A 13,817-nucleotide genomic window follows, 5' to 3' on the forward strand; every position below is an offset into this window, starting at 1 on the left:
TGGAGGCCCTCCGATCGACGGCGTGCCGGGTGAAGGAACGTGCATGACGACCGAGAAGACGGCTGAGGCCGAACCGGCCCCCGCTTCCGGGTCGGGAGGCGACGCCGCGATCCACCGTCGCCGGCGCGGCTGGCTGACGTTCCTGCGCGATGTGATCGTGATCATCCTGATCGCGGTGCTGGTCTCGTTCCTCGTCAAGACCTTCCTGGTGCGCTCGTTCTACATCCCGTCGGGATCGATGAAGGAGACGCTGCACGTCGACGACCGCATTCTGGTCGACGAGATCACTCCTCGTTTCGGCGGCTACGGACGCGGCGACATCGTCGTGTTCCAGGACCCGGGCGGCTGGCTTCCGCCGAGCACCGACCCCGCCCGCCCGCCCGTCGTCGAGGCGATCGACTGGGTCCTGGCGCTCGTCGGGCTCTCGGCGCCCGACAGCGACGACCACCTCGTCAAGCGCATCATCGGGATGCCGGGCGATCACGTCGTGTGCTGCAACGCGCTGGGCCAGATCACCGTCAACGGCGTGCCCATCGACGAGACCGACTACATCGTCGTCCCGACGGGGGAGTCGGCGGCCTCCGGCGACCCCTTCGACATCACCGTTCCGGCCGACAGCCTGTGGGTGCTCGGCGACAACCGGTACCAGTCGAAGGACTCGCGCTACAACCAGGATCAGCCGGGTGACGGGTTCGTCCCCCTCGAGAACGTCGTGGGGCGCGCGTTCCTGGTGACGTGGCCGCTCGACCGCTTCGGGACGCTCGACTTCCACCACGACGACTTCGCCGGTGTGCCCGCGCCCTCCGAGGAGGAGCCCGCGCCATGACGGTGGCCGAGCCGCGCCTCACGCTCGAGCGTCGGCTCCTGCGTGAGCACGCGCTCGTCATCGCCTGCGACGAGGTCGGCCGCGGCGCTCTCGCCGGGCCCGTCGCCGTCGGCGCGGCCGTGATCGACGCACCCCGATCGCGCAAGCGCATCCCCCAGGGCCTGCGGGACTCCAAGCTCGTTCCCGAACCGCGGCGCGCCGATGTGGCCGCCCGCGCCGCGTCCTGGGTGTCAGCGAGTGCCGTCGGCTGGGCGAGCTCCGCCGAGATCGACGAGATCGGCATCATGCGCGCCCTCGGCCTCGCATCGATCCGCGCCCTGGCGGACCTGCGCGCGCACGGGGTCGTCCCCGAGGACGCCATCGTGATCCTCGACGGCAACTACGACTACATCACCGCGGCGGGCGCGACCGGGCTGCGGGTGACCCCGGTCATCAAGGCCGACAGGGACTGCGCGTCCGCGGCCGCGGCATCCGTCATCGCCAAAGTCGCCCGCGACGCACTGATGACGCAGCTGCACGATCAGCTGCCCGCCTACAACTGGGCGCGCAACAAGGGCTACGCGAGTCCTGATCACCGTGAGGCGATCCGCGAGCATGGCATCAGCGCGCACCACCGGGCGTCATGGTCGATCGCCGACGCCCCGACCCTGTTCTGATCGGCTGTCCGCCGGTGGCGGACGCGCGTCGCGACATCCGCTCGCGCCCATAGGATGGACTCACCATGGATGACGAAGTCTTCGAGGACTACGACCGTGAGCTAGAACTCGCCCTTTACCGCGAGTACCGCGACGTCGTCTCGCAGTTCCAGTATGTGATCGAGACCGAGCGGCGCTTCTATCTCGCCAACGAGGTGAATGTCGTGCGCCGCGACACCGAGCACGATTTCTACTTCGAGATCTCGATGGCCGACGTCTGGGTGTGGGACATCTATCGCGCCGACCGCTTCGTCAAGGCAGTCCGAGTGCTCACCTTCAAGGACGTCAACGTCGAAGAGCTCCAACGGCGCGACTTCCATCTTCCGGAAGAACTGTCGCTCGACACCTGATCGGCTGCGCCGGTTCCTCCCCAGCCACGATCGGCTGAGAGCAGTGAACGGATGCTCCACCCCGACGTGAGCCGGACCGCCGCGCGCGCGACGATCCCTTCATGGCAGAGAAGGACGTCCTGGGGCGGGCGGGCGAGGAACGCGCCGCCCACTACTTCGAAGAGCACGGCTACACCGTTCTCGCGCGCAACTGGCGGTGCCGCGAAGGCGAGATCGATCTCGTCGTCGCCCGCGGCGGCGACATCGTCGTGGTCGAGGTCAAGACCCGCCGGGGCGAGGGATTCGGGCACCCGTTCGAGGCGATCGATGCCCGCAAGCGGGCGCGGCTGTGGCGTCTGGCGGTGGCGTGGACCGCGTCGCATCGCGACAGCGTGCAGGGCCGTCGGCTGCGCATCGACGCGATCGGCCTGACGGGCGCCGATCCGCGGACTGCGTGCTTGGAGCACCTCGTCGACGTCGAGGTGCCGTGAGCGTCGCGCGCACGTGGGCCGTCGCGCTCGTCGGCGCCGCGGGCGAGCCGGTCGAGGTCGAGGCGGACCTGTCGCAGCAGACGCCGGAGTTCAAGATCATCGGACTCCCCGACAAGGCGCTGGGCGAGGCGGTGCAGCGCGTGCACAACGCGTGCGCCAACAGCGGCATCCCGCTGCCGCGCCGCAGGCTGACGGTGAACCTCTCGCCGGCGAGCCTGCCGAAGCAGGGGTCCGGGTTCGATCTGGCGATCGCGGTCGCCGCTTTGGCGACGGAGGTGCCGATGGATGCCGCATCCGTCGCCTCGACGGTCCACCTGGGCGAGCTCGGGCTCGACGGCCGCCTGCGCCCCATCCCGGGCGTGCTGCCGGCGGTCCTGGCCGCCGCCCGCGCCGGGCATCGTGCCGTGATCGTGCCGTGGGCGAACCGCGACGAAGCGGGCCTGGTGGAGGGGATCGAGGTCATCGCCGCCGTGAACCTCGCGCAGGCGGCGTCGTGGCACGGCGCCGACGTGGTCGTGCCCGACGACGAGCCTGTCGACCTGCCCGACGACGAGGTGCCCGAAACCGAACAGCCCGATCTCGCCGACGTCATAGGCCAGCGTGAGGCGGTCGACGCGCTGGTGGTCGCGGCGGCGGGCGGACACCATCTGCTCATGTGCGGGCCACCCGGCGCGGGCAAGACGATGCTCGCGCGGCGGCTGCCGGGGATCCTTCCCGAGCTCGACGACCGGGCGGCGCTCACCAGCGCGTCGATCCGCAGCCTGTCCGGGGCCCGTGTCGTGGAGCTCTCGCGCACGCCGCCCTTCGAAGCGCCGCACCACAGTGCGAGCGTCGCTGCGCTGGTCGGCGGCGGAACCCGCACCGTACGGCCGGGGGCGATCGCCCGCGCGACAGAGGGCATCTTGTTCCTCGATGAGGCGGGGGAGTTCCAGGCCAGCGCGCTCGATGCACTGCGACAGCCGCTCGAGAACGGGTCGATCACGATCCATCGCGCGAGCGCGACCGCCGAGTTCCCCGCCCGGTTCCAGCTCGTGATGGCGACGAATCCTTGTCCATGCGGCGACTACGGCATCCGCGGCGGAACGTGCACGTGTCCGCCCGCCGCCATACGCCGCTACCTCGGACGGCTCTCCGGCCCGCTGCTCGATCGCATCGACATCGAGCTGACGCTCGCCCGCGTGTCGGTGGCGCAGCGGGAGCAGTCGACGGCCGCCCTCACGACGGCGACCGCGCGTCAGCACGTGGCCGAGGCCCGAGTCCGCACGGCGCGCCGGCTGGCCGGAACGCCGTGGCGGCTGAACGCCGAGGTCTCAGGAGCCTGGCTGCGCGACGGCCCCGTTGCGCCTCCGCCGGCGGTGCGCCGGCCGCTGGACGCGGCGCTCCATCGTGGTGCCCTCACCCTGCGCGGCTACGACAGGGTCTTGCGCGTCGCGTGGACGTTGGCCGACCTCGACGCGAGCCCGCAGCTCGGGACCGAGCACATCGGCCGTGCGCTCTACCTGAAGAAGGGCATCGCCCTATGACCGCGCTCGACCTCTCGCCGGCGACGGCACGCAGACTGCTCGGACCGTTTGCGCCCGCCGCAGGCGATGACGCGGTGGTGGACCGTCTGGCGACCGTCGTGTGGTGCCATCTGCTCGAGCCCGGCGACTCGGTGGCGGGGCGGCTCCTCGCGGGACTCGGTCCGTCGGAGTCGCTGCGGCTCGCGGTCGGCGACGGCACCACCGCGCTCCTCAGTGAGACGGAACTCGCGACGGCACGGAAGCGCTGGCTGCCGAGGCTCTCGCTCGCGCACGTCGGCGATGCGCTGCACAGCGCGGCGAAGGCGGGTGTGCAGCTGGTCACGCGGAGCGATCCCGAATGGCCCGAGCAGGTCGACGATCTCGGACTGCACGCGCCGGTCTGCCTGTGGGTGCGCGGCGCTGCGGTGCGGCTCAGCGAGCTGCGTCCCTCCGTCGCCGTCGTGGGCGCCCGGGCGGCGACATCGTACGGTGAGCATGTCGCCATCGAGCTCGCCGCCGACCTGGCCGGCAGTGGGATCGCGGTCGTCTCGGGCGGCGCGTACGGCATAGACGGTGCGGCACATCGGGCGACGCTGAGCGTCGGCGGACTGACGGTCGCCCTCCTCGCGGGCGGCGTCGATCGCGCCTACCCTGCGGGGAACGCGGGCTTGATCGATCGCATCGCGGCGTCCGGTGCCGTCGTGAGCGAAGTTCCCTGCGGCTCGGCGCCGACGAAGTGGCGGTTCCTGCAGCGCAATCGGCTCATCGCGGCCCTTGCCGGCGCCACAGTGGTGGTCGAGGCCGGATGGCGCAGCGGCTCGCTCAACACCGCGGGCCACGCGGCGGCGCTGTCCCGGCCGCTGGGCGCGATTCCGGGACCGATCACCTCGGCCGCATCGGCGGGCACGCACCGGCTGCTGCGCGAGTACGGCGCTCACTGCATCACGAGCGCCGCCGACATCCGCGAGATGATCGGCTTCGAGGGCACCGCGCCGTTCGGCGCGATGCCCGACGCAGGCGGCCGTACCGACGACACCACCCGGGTCCGCGACGCGCTCAGCGTGCGGGCATGGCGCGAGACGGCCGACGTGGCCCGCCGAGCCGGAATGGCACCCGACGAGGTCGAAGCGATCCTCGGCCTGCTCAGTCTCGAGGGGAGCGTCGCCCGTGCCCCCGGCGGCTGGCGCAGGGCCGGCCGTCGGGAATGACGCCTCCCGTCGACGCGTCGCGCCGGCGCGGTGCGCCGCGGCGCCGCTCGGCGCGGGCCGGGGCAAGCTGGGGGAGTGAGGATCAGCCGGGCAGCCGAGACGTACGCCACGCATCTCGCCGACGTCCGTCGGCTCGCGCCCGCGACCGTCCGCGCGTACCGCTCCGACCTCGCGGACCTCACGGCGGCCAGTGGTGACGCCGAGCTGACCGACATCGACCTCGAGCAGCTCCGGGACTGGCTGTGGCAGGCGACGCAGCGCGGCGACGCGCGGTCGACGATCGGCCGTCGTACCTCGTCGGCGCGGGGGTTCTTCGCGTGGGCGGTCGAGGAGCACCTCCTCGACACCGACCCCAGCCTGCGCTTGGTCGCACCCAAGCGCGGGCGCACCCTGCCGAAGGTCGCGGCATCCGATTCGCTCACCGCTCTGCTCGATCTGCTGCGCGAGGCCGCGGCAGAGGGCGATCCGGTGGCCCTTCGCGATCACGCGCTGCTCGAACTGCTCTACGGCGCCGCCGTGCGCGTCTCCGAGCTGTGCGGGCTCGACCTCGATGACATCGACGCTCAGCGACGCACGGTCCGCGTGCTCGGCAAGGGCTCGAAGGAGCGCGTCGTGCCGTTCGGCGGCGCCGCCGGTCGCGCTCTCGACGCGTACCTCATCCGGGGGCGCCCGCCGCTGCTCGCTCGTGCGGCGGAGGGCCGTGCGCCGGCGACCGCAGCGGTGTTCCTCGGGGTGCGGGGCGGGCGCATGGGCACGCGCGCCGTCTACGACGTCGTCTCGCGCGTGCTCGGTCCGGAGCTCGGCGCCGCCGTCGGGCCTCACGCGCTGCGGCACTCCGCCGCGACGCACCTCCTCGACGGCGGGGCGGATCTGCGCGCGGTGCAGGAGATCCTCGGCCACGCCAGCCTCGGCACGACGCAGATCTACACGCACGTCTCGAGCGAGCGGCTGACGGCGACCTATCGCCTCGCGCACCCCCGCGCCTGACCGCACGGGTTCCCCGCGAGCCGGCTGACGCGGGACCCAGCCATCAGCGGCGGACGCAGCGATCAGCAGCAGGGGAGGAGGACCGCGCGCGGCACGCCGCCGAGCAGCAGCATGGGGTTGACGTACTCGCCGTGCAGCCGCACCCCGAAGTGCAGGGCGCCCGCCGCGGTGTGCCCGCCGAGGGCGATCGTGCCGACGGGGTCGCCCGACCTGAGCCTCGCGCCGGGTCGCAGATCGGTGTCGATGGGCTCGAGCGTCGTCACCAGCCCGTCGCCGTGCTCGATGGTCAGAATGCCGCGCCCGGCGACCGGGCCCGAGAAGGCAACCGTGCCCGCGGCAGGCGACCGCAGCTCGAGCGAGTACACGGCCTCGAGGTCGATCCCGCGATGGCCGGCGCCGTAGGCGTGGGCCGGAGCCTGGAACGGCCGGACCAGGCGGAACGCGGCGCTCGGCCAGACCCACCCGCGATCCGCGAGCCCGGCGGTGTGCCGGGCATCCACCTCGTCGCGCAGCGCCTGCGCGGAGACGGCGGACGACGTCAGCGCGATCGCGAGGGCGATCACAGCGACCGCACGTCGTCCGCGCAGCGGAGCGGGGGCCGGGGTGTGCACCCCTCGACGATGTCGCGCGCAGCGCCGTGCGCGACGACTGCAGGGCATGCCGGTGGAGGGGACGGCCCGACGGCGCGCGGGGGAGAAGGGGCTGCTGTTACACTGGACCCTGCATCCCGCTTGTCGGGATGACTCCGCGTGCCCAGAGCGCGGCGGCGATCCACCCGATCCCGCGGCGCGGCATCCACTCCCAACGGTCTCACAGAGCTTCTGCGAGCGGGCGTGTGCCGGGCACCAGGCTCGTCGGCTCCCGCCGGCAGAACACAACCGCAAGAGGCGCGTGAGCGCCGGAACAGGAGAACGGCTATGGCCGTCGTCACCATTCGCCAGCTGCTCGACAGCGGCGTCCACTTCGGACACCAGACCCGCCGGTGGAATCCGAAGGTCAAGCGCTTCATCCTCACGGAGCGCTCGGGCATCCACATCATCGACTTGCAGCAGTCGCTGACGTACATCGACAAGGCGTACGACTTCGTCAAGGAGACCGTCGCCCACGGCGGGACCATCCTCTTCGTCGGCACGAAGAAGCAGGCCCAGGAGATCGTCGCGGAGCAGGCGACCCGCGTCGGCCAGCCCTACGTCAACCAGCGCTGGCTCGGTGGCCTCCTCACCAACTTCCAGACGGTGTCCAAGCGCCTTGCGCGCATGAAGGAGCTCGAAGAGCTCAACTTCGACGACCCGGCTGCGAGCGGCTTCACCAAGAAGGAGCTGCTGATCAAGAAGCGCGAGCTCGACAAGCTCCACAAGTCGCTCGGCGGCATCCGCAACCTCCAGAAGACCCCTTCGGCCATCTGGGTCATCGACGCCAAGCGCGAGCACCTCGCAGTCGACGAGGCCACGAAGCTCGGCATCCCGGTCATCGGCATCCTCGACACGAACGCCGACCCGGACGAGTTCCAGTACCCGATCCCCGGCAACGACGACGCGATCCGCTCGGTGAGCCTGCTCACGCGCATCATCGCCGACGCCGCCGCCGAGGGACTCATCCAGCGTCACCAGCCGACCGACGAGTCGGCCGACGCCGAGCCCCTCGCCGACTGGGAGCGCGAGCTGCTCGAGCAGAGCGCGCCGGAGCAGTCCTCCGCCGAGACCGAGAAGGTCGCCGACGAGTCGATCGCGGAGGCCGACCTGGCCGACGCCGTCGAGGCCGAGCAGGCCGCCGAGGGCGAGGCCGCGACCGAGTCGACCGCCGACGCCGAGGGCGCTGCCGCCGCCGAGGCCGCCAAGTAATTCGGCACTGCCGCATGAACTCCGCCCCGGCGGGATCGGACTGAGTCACCGCGCTCAGGCCGGTCCCGCCGAGGCATCCTCAGCACTCACCACAATCAAGGAGCCGCCACCCATGGCAAACTTCACGATCGCCGACATCAAGGCGCTGCGCGACCAGCTCGGCACGGGCATGGTCGACACGAAGAAGGCTCTCGAAGAGGCCGACGGCGACGTCGAGAAGGCCGTCGAGATCCTGCGTCTCAAGGGCGCGAAGGGCAACGCCAAGCGCGCCGACCGTTCCACCAGCGAGGGTCTCGTCGCCGCTCGCGAGCAGGACGGCAAGGTCACGCTGATCGAGCTCGCGTGCGAGACCGACTTCGTGGCGAAGAACGACCGCTTCATCGCGCTGTCCGAGAAGGTCGCGGATGCCGCGGCCGCCGCGTCCGCCGACTCGGTCGAGGCCGCTCTCGCGGCCCCCGCCGGTTCGCAGACCGTCGCCCAGCTCATCGACGACGAGGCCGCGATCATCGGCGAGAAGGTCGAGCTGCGCCGCGTGCGCACGCTGACCGGCGACAAGTTCGAGGTCTACCTGCACAAGACCAGCAAGGACCTGCCCCCGCAGGTCGGCGTGGTCCTGGCGTACTCGGGTGACGACGCGGAGACCGCGCGCAGCCTGGCGCAGCACATCTCGTTCGCGAACCCGTCGTACCTCTCGCGCGACGAGGTCCCCGAGGCCGACGTCGAGAAGGAGCGCGAGATCGTCACCGAGATCTCCCGCAACGAGGGCAAGCCCGAGGCCGCCCTCCCGAAGATCGTCGAAGGCCGCGTGAACGCGTTCTTCAAGCAGGTCTCCCTGCTCGACCAGGACTACGCCAAGGACAACAAGCTGTCCGTGGCCCAGGTCGCCAAGGACGCCGGTCTGACCCTCACGGGCTTCGCCCGCTTCAAGGTCGGCGCGTAACATCTCGAGAAGGCCCGCATCGAACACCGATGCGGGCCTTTTCTCATGCCCTTAGGTAGTTTGTCCCCAACGAGAGGATCGTCGTGATCACTGAGACCACCGGGCGCCGCCGCGTCCTCCTGAAGCTGTCCGGAGAAGCCTTCGGCGGCGGGCAGCTGGGGGTCAACCCCGACGTCGTCAGCCAGATGGCCCGTGAGATCGCGGCAGCCGTCGACCGCGTCGAGATCGCCGTCGTCGTCGGCGGCGGCAACTTCTTCCGTGGCGCCGAGCTGAGCCAGCGCGGCATGGACCGCGGCCGTGCCGACTACATGGGCATGCTCGGCACCGTCATGAACGCCCTCGCATTGCAGGACTTCCTCGAGCAGGCAGGTGCCGCCACGCGCGTGCAGTCGGCGATCTCGATGACCCAGGTCGCCGAGCCCTACATCCCGCGGCGCGCCGAGCGCCACATGGAGAAGGGGCGCGTGGTGATCTTCGGGGCCGGCGCGGGCCTGCCCTACTTCTCCACCGACACCGTCGCCGCCCAGCGCGCGTTGGAGATCGACGCCCAGGAGGTGCTGGTCGCCAAGAACGGCGTCGACGGCGTCTACACGGCAGATCCGAAGACGGATGCCTCGGCCACCAAGATCGACCGCATCACCTACCTCGACGCGCTCCAGCGCGGCCTCAAAGTGGTCGACTCGACCGCCTTCAGCCTGTGCATGGACAACAAGATGGACATGCGGGTCTTCGGCATGGAGCCTGCAGGCAATGTCACGCGCGCGCTGCTCGGCGAGTCCATCGGCACGCTCGTCACGGCGTGAATCGCGCCGCTGAGTAGACTGATCAGGCCCCACCCCGATGAAGGAGACACAGTGATCGCGGACGTCTTGGCCGATGCCGGAGCACGCATGGACCGTGCCGTCGAAGCTGCGAAGGATGACTTCGCCACGGTTCGAACCGGGCGTGCGAACCCCCAGCTCTTCCAGAAGGTGCTGGTGGACTACTACGGCACCCCGACGCCGCTCGCGCAGCTGGCGTCGATCAACAACCCCGAGGCGCGCTCGCTCATCATCACGCCGTACGACAAGTCGGCGCTGAAGGCGATCGAGCAGGCCATCCGCGACATCCCGAATCTCGGCGTGAACCCCACGAACGACGGCAACATCGTGCGTGTCACGATGCCCGAGCTCACCGAGGAGCGCCGCAAGGAGTACGTCAAGCTCGTTCGCTCCAAGGGCGAAGACCACAAGGTGCACCTGCGCGGCATCCGTCGCAAGTCGAAGGACGACATCGACGCGCTCAAGAGCGAGTTCGGCGAGGATGAGCTCAATCGCGCCGAGAAGGAGCTCGACGTCCTCACGCGGGCGCACGTCGACGCGATCGACGAGGCGCTCAAGCGCAAAGAAGCCGAGCTGCTCGAGGTCTGAACCTGATGTCCGATGCACCCGGAGAGCCTGCGGGGGGTGACTCGTCACTCCCTGCGGCTCCGCTGACCCGTCGCGAGGCGGCTGAGGCCCGCCGAGACACCGACACCGAGGTCGTCGCCCAGAACGAGGTCGTCGCCGACACCGCGCCGGACGCCGCTGCGTCCGCCGTGCCGGCCTCATCCGAGCCCGCAGACTCCGGGCCCGTCGTCCAATCGCACCTCCGCGCCAAGCGCTCGGAGTTCGAGACGCAGGTGGCGCACGCGAGGGCGGAGTTCGAGACCCAGGTCGCCCATGCGCGTGCCGAGTTCGAAGAGGCCAACGAGCGCATCAAGGCGCGCACCGGCCGCGATCTGATCCTGGCCACGCTCATCGGCGTGGCCGCCGGAGCGGTGCTCGTCGGCTCGCTGATCTTCGTGAAGCAGCTGTTCGTGGTGTTCGCCCTCGCCGCCGTGCTCCTGGGCGTCTTCGAGTTCTCGCGGGCACTCGTCGCGGCCGGCCGCAAGATCGATCTGGTCCCGCAGCTCGTCGCGGGCGGGATCATCGTGCTGTCGGGCTACTTCTTCGAGCTGTGGCTGCACTGGGTGGTCGTCTTCGTCGCGATCGCACTCGTGGTCGTGTGGCGGCTCCTCGCTCAGATGACCGCGCGCGACGGCCGCACGTACGGTGCGGTGCTGGGCGACGTGCTGATCGGCGGATTCATCCAGCTCTACGTCCCGTTCCTGGCCAGCCTGTGCGTGGTGCTGCTCGCGCAGGACGGCGGAGAGTGGTGGGTGCTGGCGTTCATCGCGGTCGTGGTCGCCGCCGACACCGGCGCCTACGCCGCGGGAATCATGTTCGGCAAGCATCCGATGGCGCCGCGCATCAGCCCCAAGAAGACCTGGGAGGGCTTCGCGGGCGCTGTCGTCGCCGTCATCATCGCCGGCGTCCTGCTGGGGATCTTCATGCTCGGGCTCAGCTGGTGGGCGGGCATCGTCATCGGCGTCATCATCCTGGGAACGGCCACCGCCGGCGACCTGGGAGAATCGATGATCAAGCGCGACCTCGGCATCAAGGACATGAGCTCTTGGCTGCCCGGTCACGGCGGTGTGCTCGATCGACTCGACTCGATCCTGCCGTCGGCGGCTGCCGCGCTGGCCCTCTATTACCTCTTCACCCCCCTGGTGGCATCATGACGACTGAACCTGCCGGCCCTCCGGCGGCGTTCCCCGAGACCCGTGGACGCGAGAAGGGCTACGACAAGAAGGCCGTCGACGACTTCCTCGCCCGCGCCCGCACGGCCTTCGAGGCAGGGGGAGAGCGGCTCACCGCAGCCGACGTGCGCCGCGTCGCCTTCCCGCTCGTCCGTCGCGGCTACGTGATCTCATCGGTCGACGCCGCCCTCGGTCGCATCGAAGACGCGTTCGCCGCCCGCGAGCGCGAGGCGGCGGTGTCCGACCACGGCGCTCACGCCTGGGTGGGCAAGACCCGCGAGACCGCACAGGTCGTCCTCGACCGGCTGTCCCGCCCTCGCGGTCGACGCTTCGATCGTGTGTCGATGCTGCGCTACGGCTACCGGGTCGACGAGGTGGATCTCGTCGCCGACAAGGTCTCGCGCTTCATCGAGTCGGGGGAGTCGGTGACGGTCGAGCAGGTGCGGTCGGTGGCTTTCCGTATGCAGCGCGGCGGCTACCGCGAGACGCAGGTCGATGCCGTGCTGGACTCCGTCGTCGAGATCATGCTCGCGGTGACGTGACGCCGCGCCTCGATCCGGATGGCACCTGCCGATGACGATCGCTAGACTCGGGGAACTGTGACTTCCGGAAACGACCTGATCCCGACTCGGCGCTCCCGTCGTCAGTCCGTGTCGACCGTTGCCGATGCACCCGCCGCCCTGCCCCGTCGTGCGGCGGCTCCGGCGCCGCGCTGGTCGCGCCGTCGTGGCGTCCTCGGCGTGTTCGCCGGGTTCGCGGCGATCGGTTTCGTGGTCGCCTACATCGGGCCCACCGGCATGGCGATGTCGCAGGCGAACGCGCAGGAAGCCGCGCCCATCACCCTCTACGCGAGCTCGCTGGGCGACATCCAGACCCGCGCGGTCGTCGAGACCGACGACGCTGAGCAAGAACCCCGCTCGCTCGATCGCGGCGGGTACACGGTCTATGTGAAGCCGAAGCCGAAGCCCAAGCCCGTCGAGACGTCGTCCGGGTCGACCTCGTCCACCGGCTGGGCCCCGCCCTTCGTGACGCCCGACCCCGGCAGCGCGCAGGCCATCGCGTACCGCATGGTCACGGACCGCGGCTGGGGCGACAGCGAGTTCTCATGCCTGGTGGCGCTGTGGAACAAGGAGTCCGGCTGGCGGGTCAACGCCTACAACGCCTCCAGCGGCGCCTACGGCATCCCGCAGGCGCTCCCTGGCAGCAAGATGGGCAGCGCCGGCGCGGACTGGGAGACCAACCCCGCGACGCAGATCTCGTGGGGCCTCGGCTACATCGGCGGCCGTTACGGCACGCCGTGCGGCGCCTGGGGGCACTCGCAGCGCGTCGGGTGGTACTGACCGCGATGCCGCGGTCGAACAGACGTCGCCCCGCGTCGAGCGGCGACGACTCCTTCGAGCGCCTGCTCGCAGGCTGGAAGCGCACCGAGGTGCGGCGCGGCGTGGAGTGGACGATTCAGCCGGTCTCGGCCGCGCAGGCGCAGAAGAGCTACGTGTGCCCCGGGTGCGGCCGGACGATCGACGCCGGCGTCGCGCACCTCGTGGCGTGGCGCGCCGACGGCGTTCTCGGCGACAGCGCCGATCTCGCTGCGCGCCGGCACTGGCATCAGCATTGTTGGAAAGTGGCCTGACGGCCCGCGCGTGAGGACCGGTTGACATGGAGATCCGCGGACCTGTGCTCCTGCCCGCTCGTCGGGAGGACATCGAGTTCGAGACCCTCGACGGGCTGACGCTCGTCGGCGAGCTCGCCCTGCCCGAGGGCCGCGACCCCGTCGCGACCCTCGTGACGCTGCACCCGCTGCCGACGGCCGGCGGGTTCATGGACTCGCACATCTTCCGCAAAGCCGCGGGCCGGCTGCCCGCCCTCGCCGACCTCGCCGTCCTCCGGTTCAACACGCGCGGCACGACGTCGCAGCGCGGCACGAGCGAGGGCGCGTTCGACGGCGGTCGCGCGGAGGCGTTCGACGTCGCCGCGGCGATGGACTTCGTGCGTGAGCGCGGCCTTCCCGCGCCGTGGCTGGTCGGCTGGTCGTTCGGCACCGAGCTCGCCCTCAAGTACGGCCGCGACCACGACGTCGAGGGAGTCGTGCTGCTCTCGCCGCCGTTGCACCGCGCCAGCGACGCCGAGGTGGCGGCCTGGGCCGCCGACGGCCGGCGGATGGTGGTGCTCGTCCCCGAGTTCGACGACTATCTCCGGCCGGATGCCGCGGCCGAGCGATTCGCAAGTGTGCCGCATGCGGTGCTGATCCCCGTCGAGGGCGGCAAGCACCTGTGGGTCGGTGAGAACCAGACGCGCCGGGTGCTCACCGAGATCGTGGCCGCCGTCAACCCCGATGCGCTCCCGCTTCCGACCGAGTGGGACGACGCGCGGGTGGCCGAGTCCTGACGCCGCGCCCGAGG

17 protein-coding genes are annotated in these 13,817 nt (G+C 70.8%); 16 read left to right on the top strand and 1 reads right to left on the bottom strand.

Annotated elements, in window-relative coordinates; genetic code table 11:
* Nucleotides 1–43 precede the first annotated feature (43 nt).
* The 7 genes from lepB to ACFC1W_RS15775 all read left to right on the top strand — a co-directional run bounded on the left by lepB (nt 44) and on the right by ACFC1W_RS15775 (nt 6,038).
* A complete protein-coding gene (lepB, locus tag ACFC1W_RS15745; protein ID WP_241110416.1) occupies nt 44–826 on the top strand; it encodes a signal peptidase I in 783 nt (260 codons plus the stop codon).
* Nucleotides 823–1,482: a ribonuclease HII gene (locus ACFC1W_RS15750; protein ID WP_375994487.1), complete on the top strand. Its 660-nt coding sequence runs from the start codon at nt 823–825 to the stop codon at nt 1,480–1,482. Before lepB ends, ACFC1W_RS15750 begins: the two co-directional genes overlap by 4 nt.
* A 65-nt stretch (nt 1,483–1,547) precedes the next feature.
* Nucleotides 1,548–1,871, top strand: a complete 324-nt coding sequence (locus tag ACFC1W_RS15755; protein WP_191766815.1) for a DUF2469 family protein — start codon at nt 1,548–1,550, stop codon at nt 1,869–1,871.
* A gap of 101 nt (nt 1,872–1,972) precedes the next feature.
* Nucleotides 1,973–2,341 carry a YraN family protein gene (locus ACFC1W_RS15760; RefSeq protein WP_375994489.1) on the top strand — a complete coding sequence of 123 codons (369 nt, stop codon included), beginning with the start codon at nt 1,973–1,975 and terminating at the stop codon, nt 2,339–2,341.
* Nucleotides 2,338–3,864 (top strand): YifB family Mg chelatase-like AAA ATPase, encoded by a 1,527-nt coding sequence (locus tag ACFC1W_RS15765; RefSeq protein WP_375994492.1) that lies wholly within the window; start codon nt 2,338–2,340, stop codon nt 3,862–3,864. Before ACFC1W_RS15760 ends, ACFC1W_RS15765 begins: the two co-directional genes overlap by 4 nt.
* A complete protein-coding gene (gene dprA / locus ACFC1W_RS15770; RefSeq protein ID WP_375994494.1) occupies nt 3,861–5,051 on the top strand; it encodes a DNA-processing protein DprA in 1,191 nt (396 codons plus the stop codon). The genes ACFC1W_RS15765 and dprA overlap by 4 nt, the downstream gene beginning before the upstream one ends.
* Before the next feature lie 75 nt (nt 5,052–5,126).
* Complete coding sequence (locus ACFC1W_RS15775; protein WP_375994497.1) at nt 5,127–6,038, top strand: tyrosine recombinase XerC; 912 nt, start codon at nt 5,127–5,129, stop codon at nt 6,036–6,038.
* A 62-nt stretch (nt 6,039–6,100) separates the two neighbouring features.
* Here ACFC1W_RS15775 and ACFC1W_RS15780 read toward each other — a convergent pair whose 3' ends face one another.
* Nucleotides 6,101–6,649, bottom strand: coding sequence for a murein hydrolase activator EnvC family protein (locus ACFC1W_RS15780; protein ID WP_375994500.1), 549 nt, complete (start codon nt 6,647–6,649; stop codon nt 6,101–6,103).
* Between the two features lie 306 nt (nt 6,650–6,955).
* Here ACFC1W_RS15780 and rpsB point away from each other — a divergent pair, with 306 nt between their 5' ends.
* The 9 genes from rpsB to ACFC1W_RS15825 all read left to right on the top strand — a co-directional run bounded on the left by rpsB (nt 6,956) and on the right by ACFC1W_RS15825 (nt 13,803).
* Entirely contained in the window at nt 6,956–7,879 is a 924-nt protein-coding gene (rpsB, locus tag ACFC1W_RS15785; RefSeq protein WP_375994503.1) for a 30S ribosomal protein S2, read from the top strand.
* 112 nt (nt 7,880–7,991) lie between these two features.
* Complete coding sequence (tsf, locus tag ACFC1W_RS15790) at nt 7,992–8,819, top strand: translation elongation factor Ts (protein ID WP_375994505.1); 828 nt, start codon at nt 7,992–7,994, stop codon at nt 8,817–8,819.
* An 83-nt stretch (nt 8,820–8,902) separates the two neighbouring features.
* A complete protein-coding gene (gene pyrH, locus ACFC1W_RS15795; protein WP_241110440.1) occupies nt 8,903–9,622 on the top strand; it encodes a UMP kinase in 720 nt (239 codons plus the stop codon).
* Between the two features lie 51 nt (nt 9,623–9,673).
* A complete protein-coding gene (gene frr, locus ACFC1W_RS15800) occupies nt 9,674–10,228 on the top strand; it encodes a ribosome recycling factor (RefSeq protein WP_241110441.1) in 555 nt (184 codons plus the stop codon).
* Nucleotides 10,229–10,233: 5 nt separating this feature from the next.
* A complete protein-coding gene (locus tag ACFC1W_RS15805; RefSeq protein WP_375994510.1) occupies nt 10,234–11,400 on the top strand; it encodes a phosphatidate cytidylyltransferase in 1,167 nt (388 codons plus the stop codon).
* Nucleotides 11,397–11,960 carry a DivIVA domain-containing protein gene (locus ACFC1W_RS15810; protein ID WP_241110443.1) on the top strand — a complete coding sequence of 188 codons (564 nt, stop codon included), beginning with the start codon at nt 11,397–11,399 and terminating at the stop codon, nt 11,958–11,960. Before ACFC1W_RS15805 ends, ACFC1W_RS15810 begins: the two co-directional genes overlap by 4 nt.
* A gap of 57 nt (nt 11,961–12,017) precedes the next feature.
* A complete protein-coding gene (locus ACFC1W_RS15815; protein WP_375994513.1) occupies nt 12,018–12,758 on the top strand; it encodes a lytic transglycosylase domain-containing protein in 741 nt (246 codons plus the stop codon).
* A gap of 5 nt (nt 12,759–12,763) precedes the next feature.
* Nucleotides 12,764–13,048: a hypothetical protein gene (locus tag ACFC1W_RS15820; protein ID WP_375994516.1), complete on the top strand. Its 285-nt coding sequence runs from the start codon at nt 12,764–12,766 to the stop codon at nt 13,046–13,048.
* A gap of 26 nt (nt 13,049–13,074) precedes the next feature.
* The gene (locus ACFC1W_RS15825) at nt 13,075–13,803 is read left to right on the top strand and encodes an alpha/beta hydrolase (RefSeq protein ID WP_375994518.1); all 729 of its coding nucleotides are present in this window, start codon (nt 13,075–13,077) and stop codon (nt 13,801–13,803) included.
* The last annotated feature ends 14 nt before the right edge of the window (nt 13,804–13,817 follow it).

The sequence above is a fragment of the Microbacterium sp. NPDC056003 genome (genome assembly GCF_042274785.1).
In the GTDB taxonomy this organism is placed as follows: Bacteria; Actinomycetota; Actinomycetes; order Actinomycetales; family Microbacteriaceae; genus Microbacterium.

What these genes read in the sequence shown, in the direction of transcription:
- lepB (WP_241110416.1), top strand. Translation starts at nt 44, where the DNA reads ATGACGACCGAGAAGACGGCTGAGGCCGAACCGGCCCCCGCTTCCGGG.
- ACFC1W_RS15750 (WP_375994487.1), top strand. Translation starts at nt 823, where the DNA reads ATGACGGTGGCCGAGCCGCGCCTCACGCTCGAGCGTCGGCTCCTGCGT.
- ACFC1W_RS15755 (WP_191766815.1), top strand. Translation starts at nt 1,548, where the DNA reads ATGGATGACGAAGTCTTCGAGGACTACGACCGTGAGCTAGAACTCGCC.
- ACFC1W_RS15760 (WP_375994489.1), top strand. Translation starts at nt 1,973, where the DNA reads ATGGCAGAGAAGGACGTCCTGGGGCGGGCGGGCGAGGAACGCGCCGCC.
- dprA (WP_375994494.1), top strand. Translation starts at nt 3,861, where the DNA reads ATGACCGCGCTCGACCTCTCGCCGGCGACGGCACGCAGACTGCTCGGA.
- rpsB (WP_375994503.1), top strand. Translation starts at nt 6,956, where the DNA reads ATGGCCGTCGTCACCATTCGCCAGCTGCTCGACAGCGGCGTCCACTTC.
- tsf (WP_375994505.1), top strand. Translation starts at nt 7,992, where the DNA reads ATGGCAAACTTCACGATCGCCGACATCAAGGCGCTGCGCGACCAGCTC.
- ACFC1W_RS15805 (WP_375994510.1), top strand. Translation starts at nt 10,234, where the DNA reads ATGTCCGATGCACCCGGAGAGCCTGCGGGGGGTGACTCGTCACTCCCT.
- ACFC1W_RS15810 (WP_241110443.1), top strand. Translation starts at nt 11,397, where the DNA reads ATGACGACTGAACCTGCCGGCCCTCCGGCGGCGTTCCCCGAGACCCGT.
- ACFC1W_RS15820 (WP_375994516.1), top strand. Translation starts at nt 12,764, where the DNA reads ATGCCGCGGTCGAACAGACGTCGCCCCGCGTCGAGCGGCGACGACTCC.
- ACFC1W_RS15825 (WP_375994518.1), top strand. Translation starts at nt 13,075, where the DNA reads ATGGAGATCCGCGGACCTGTGCTCCTGCCCGCTCGTCGGGAGGACATC.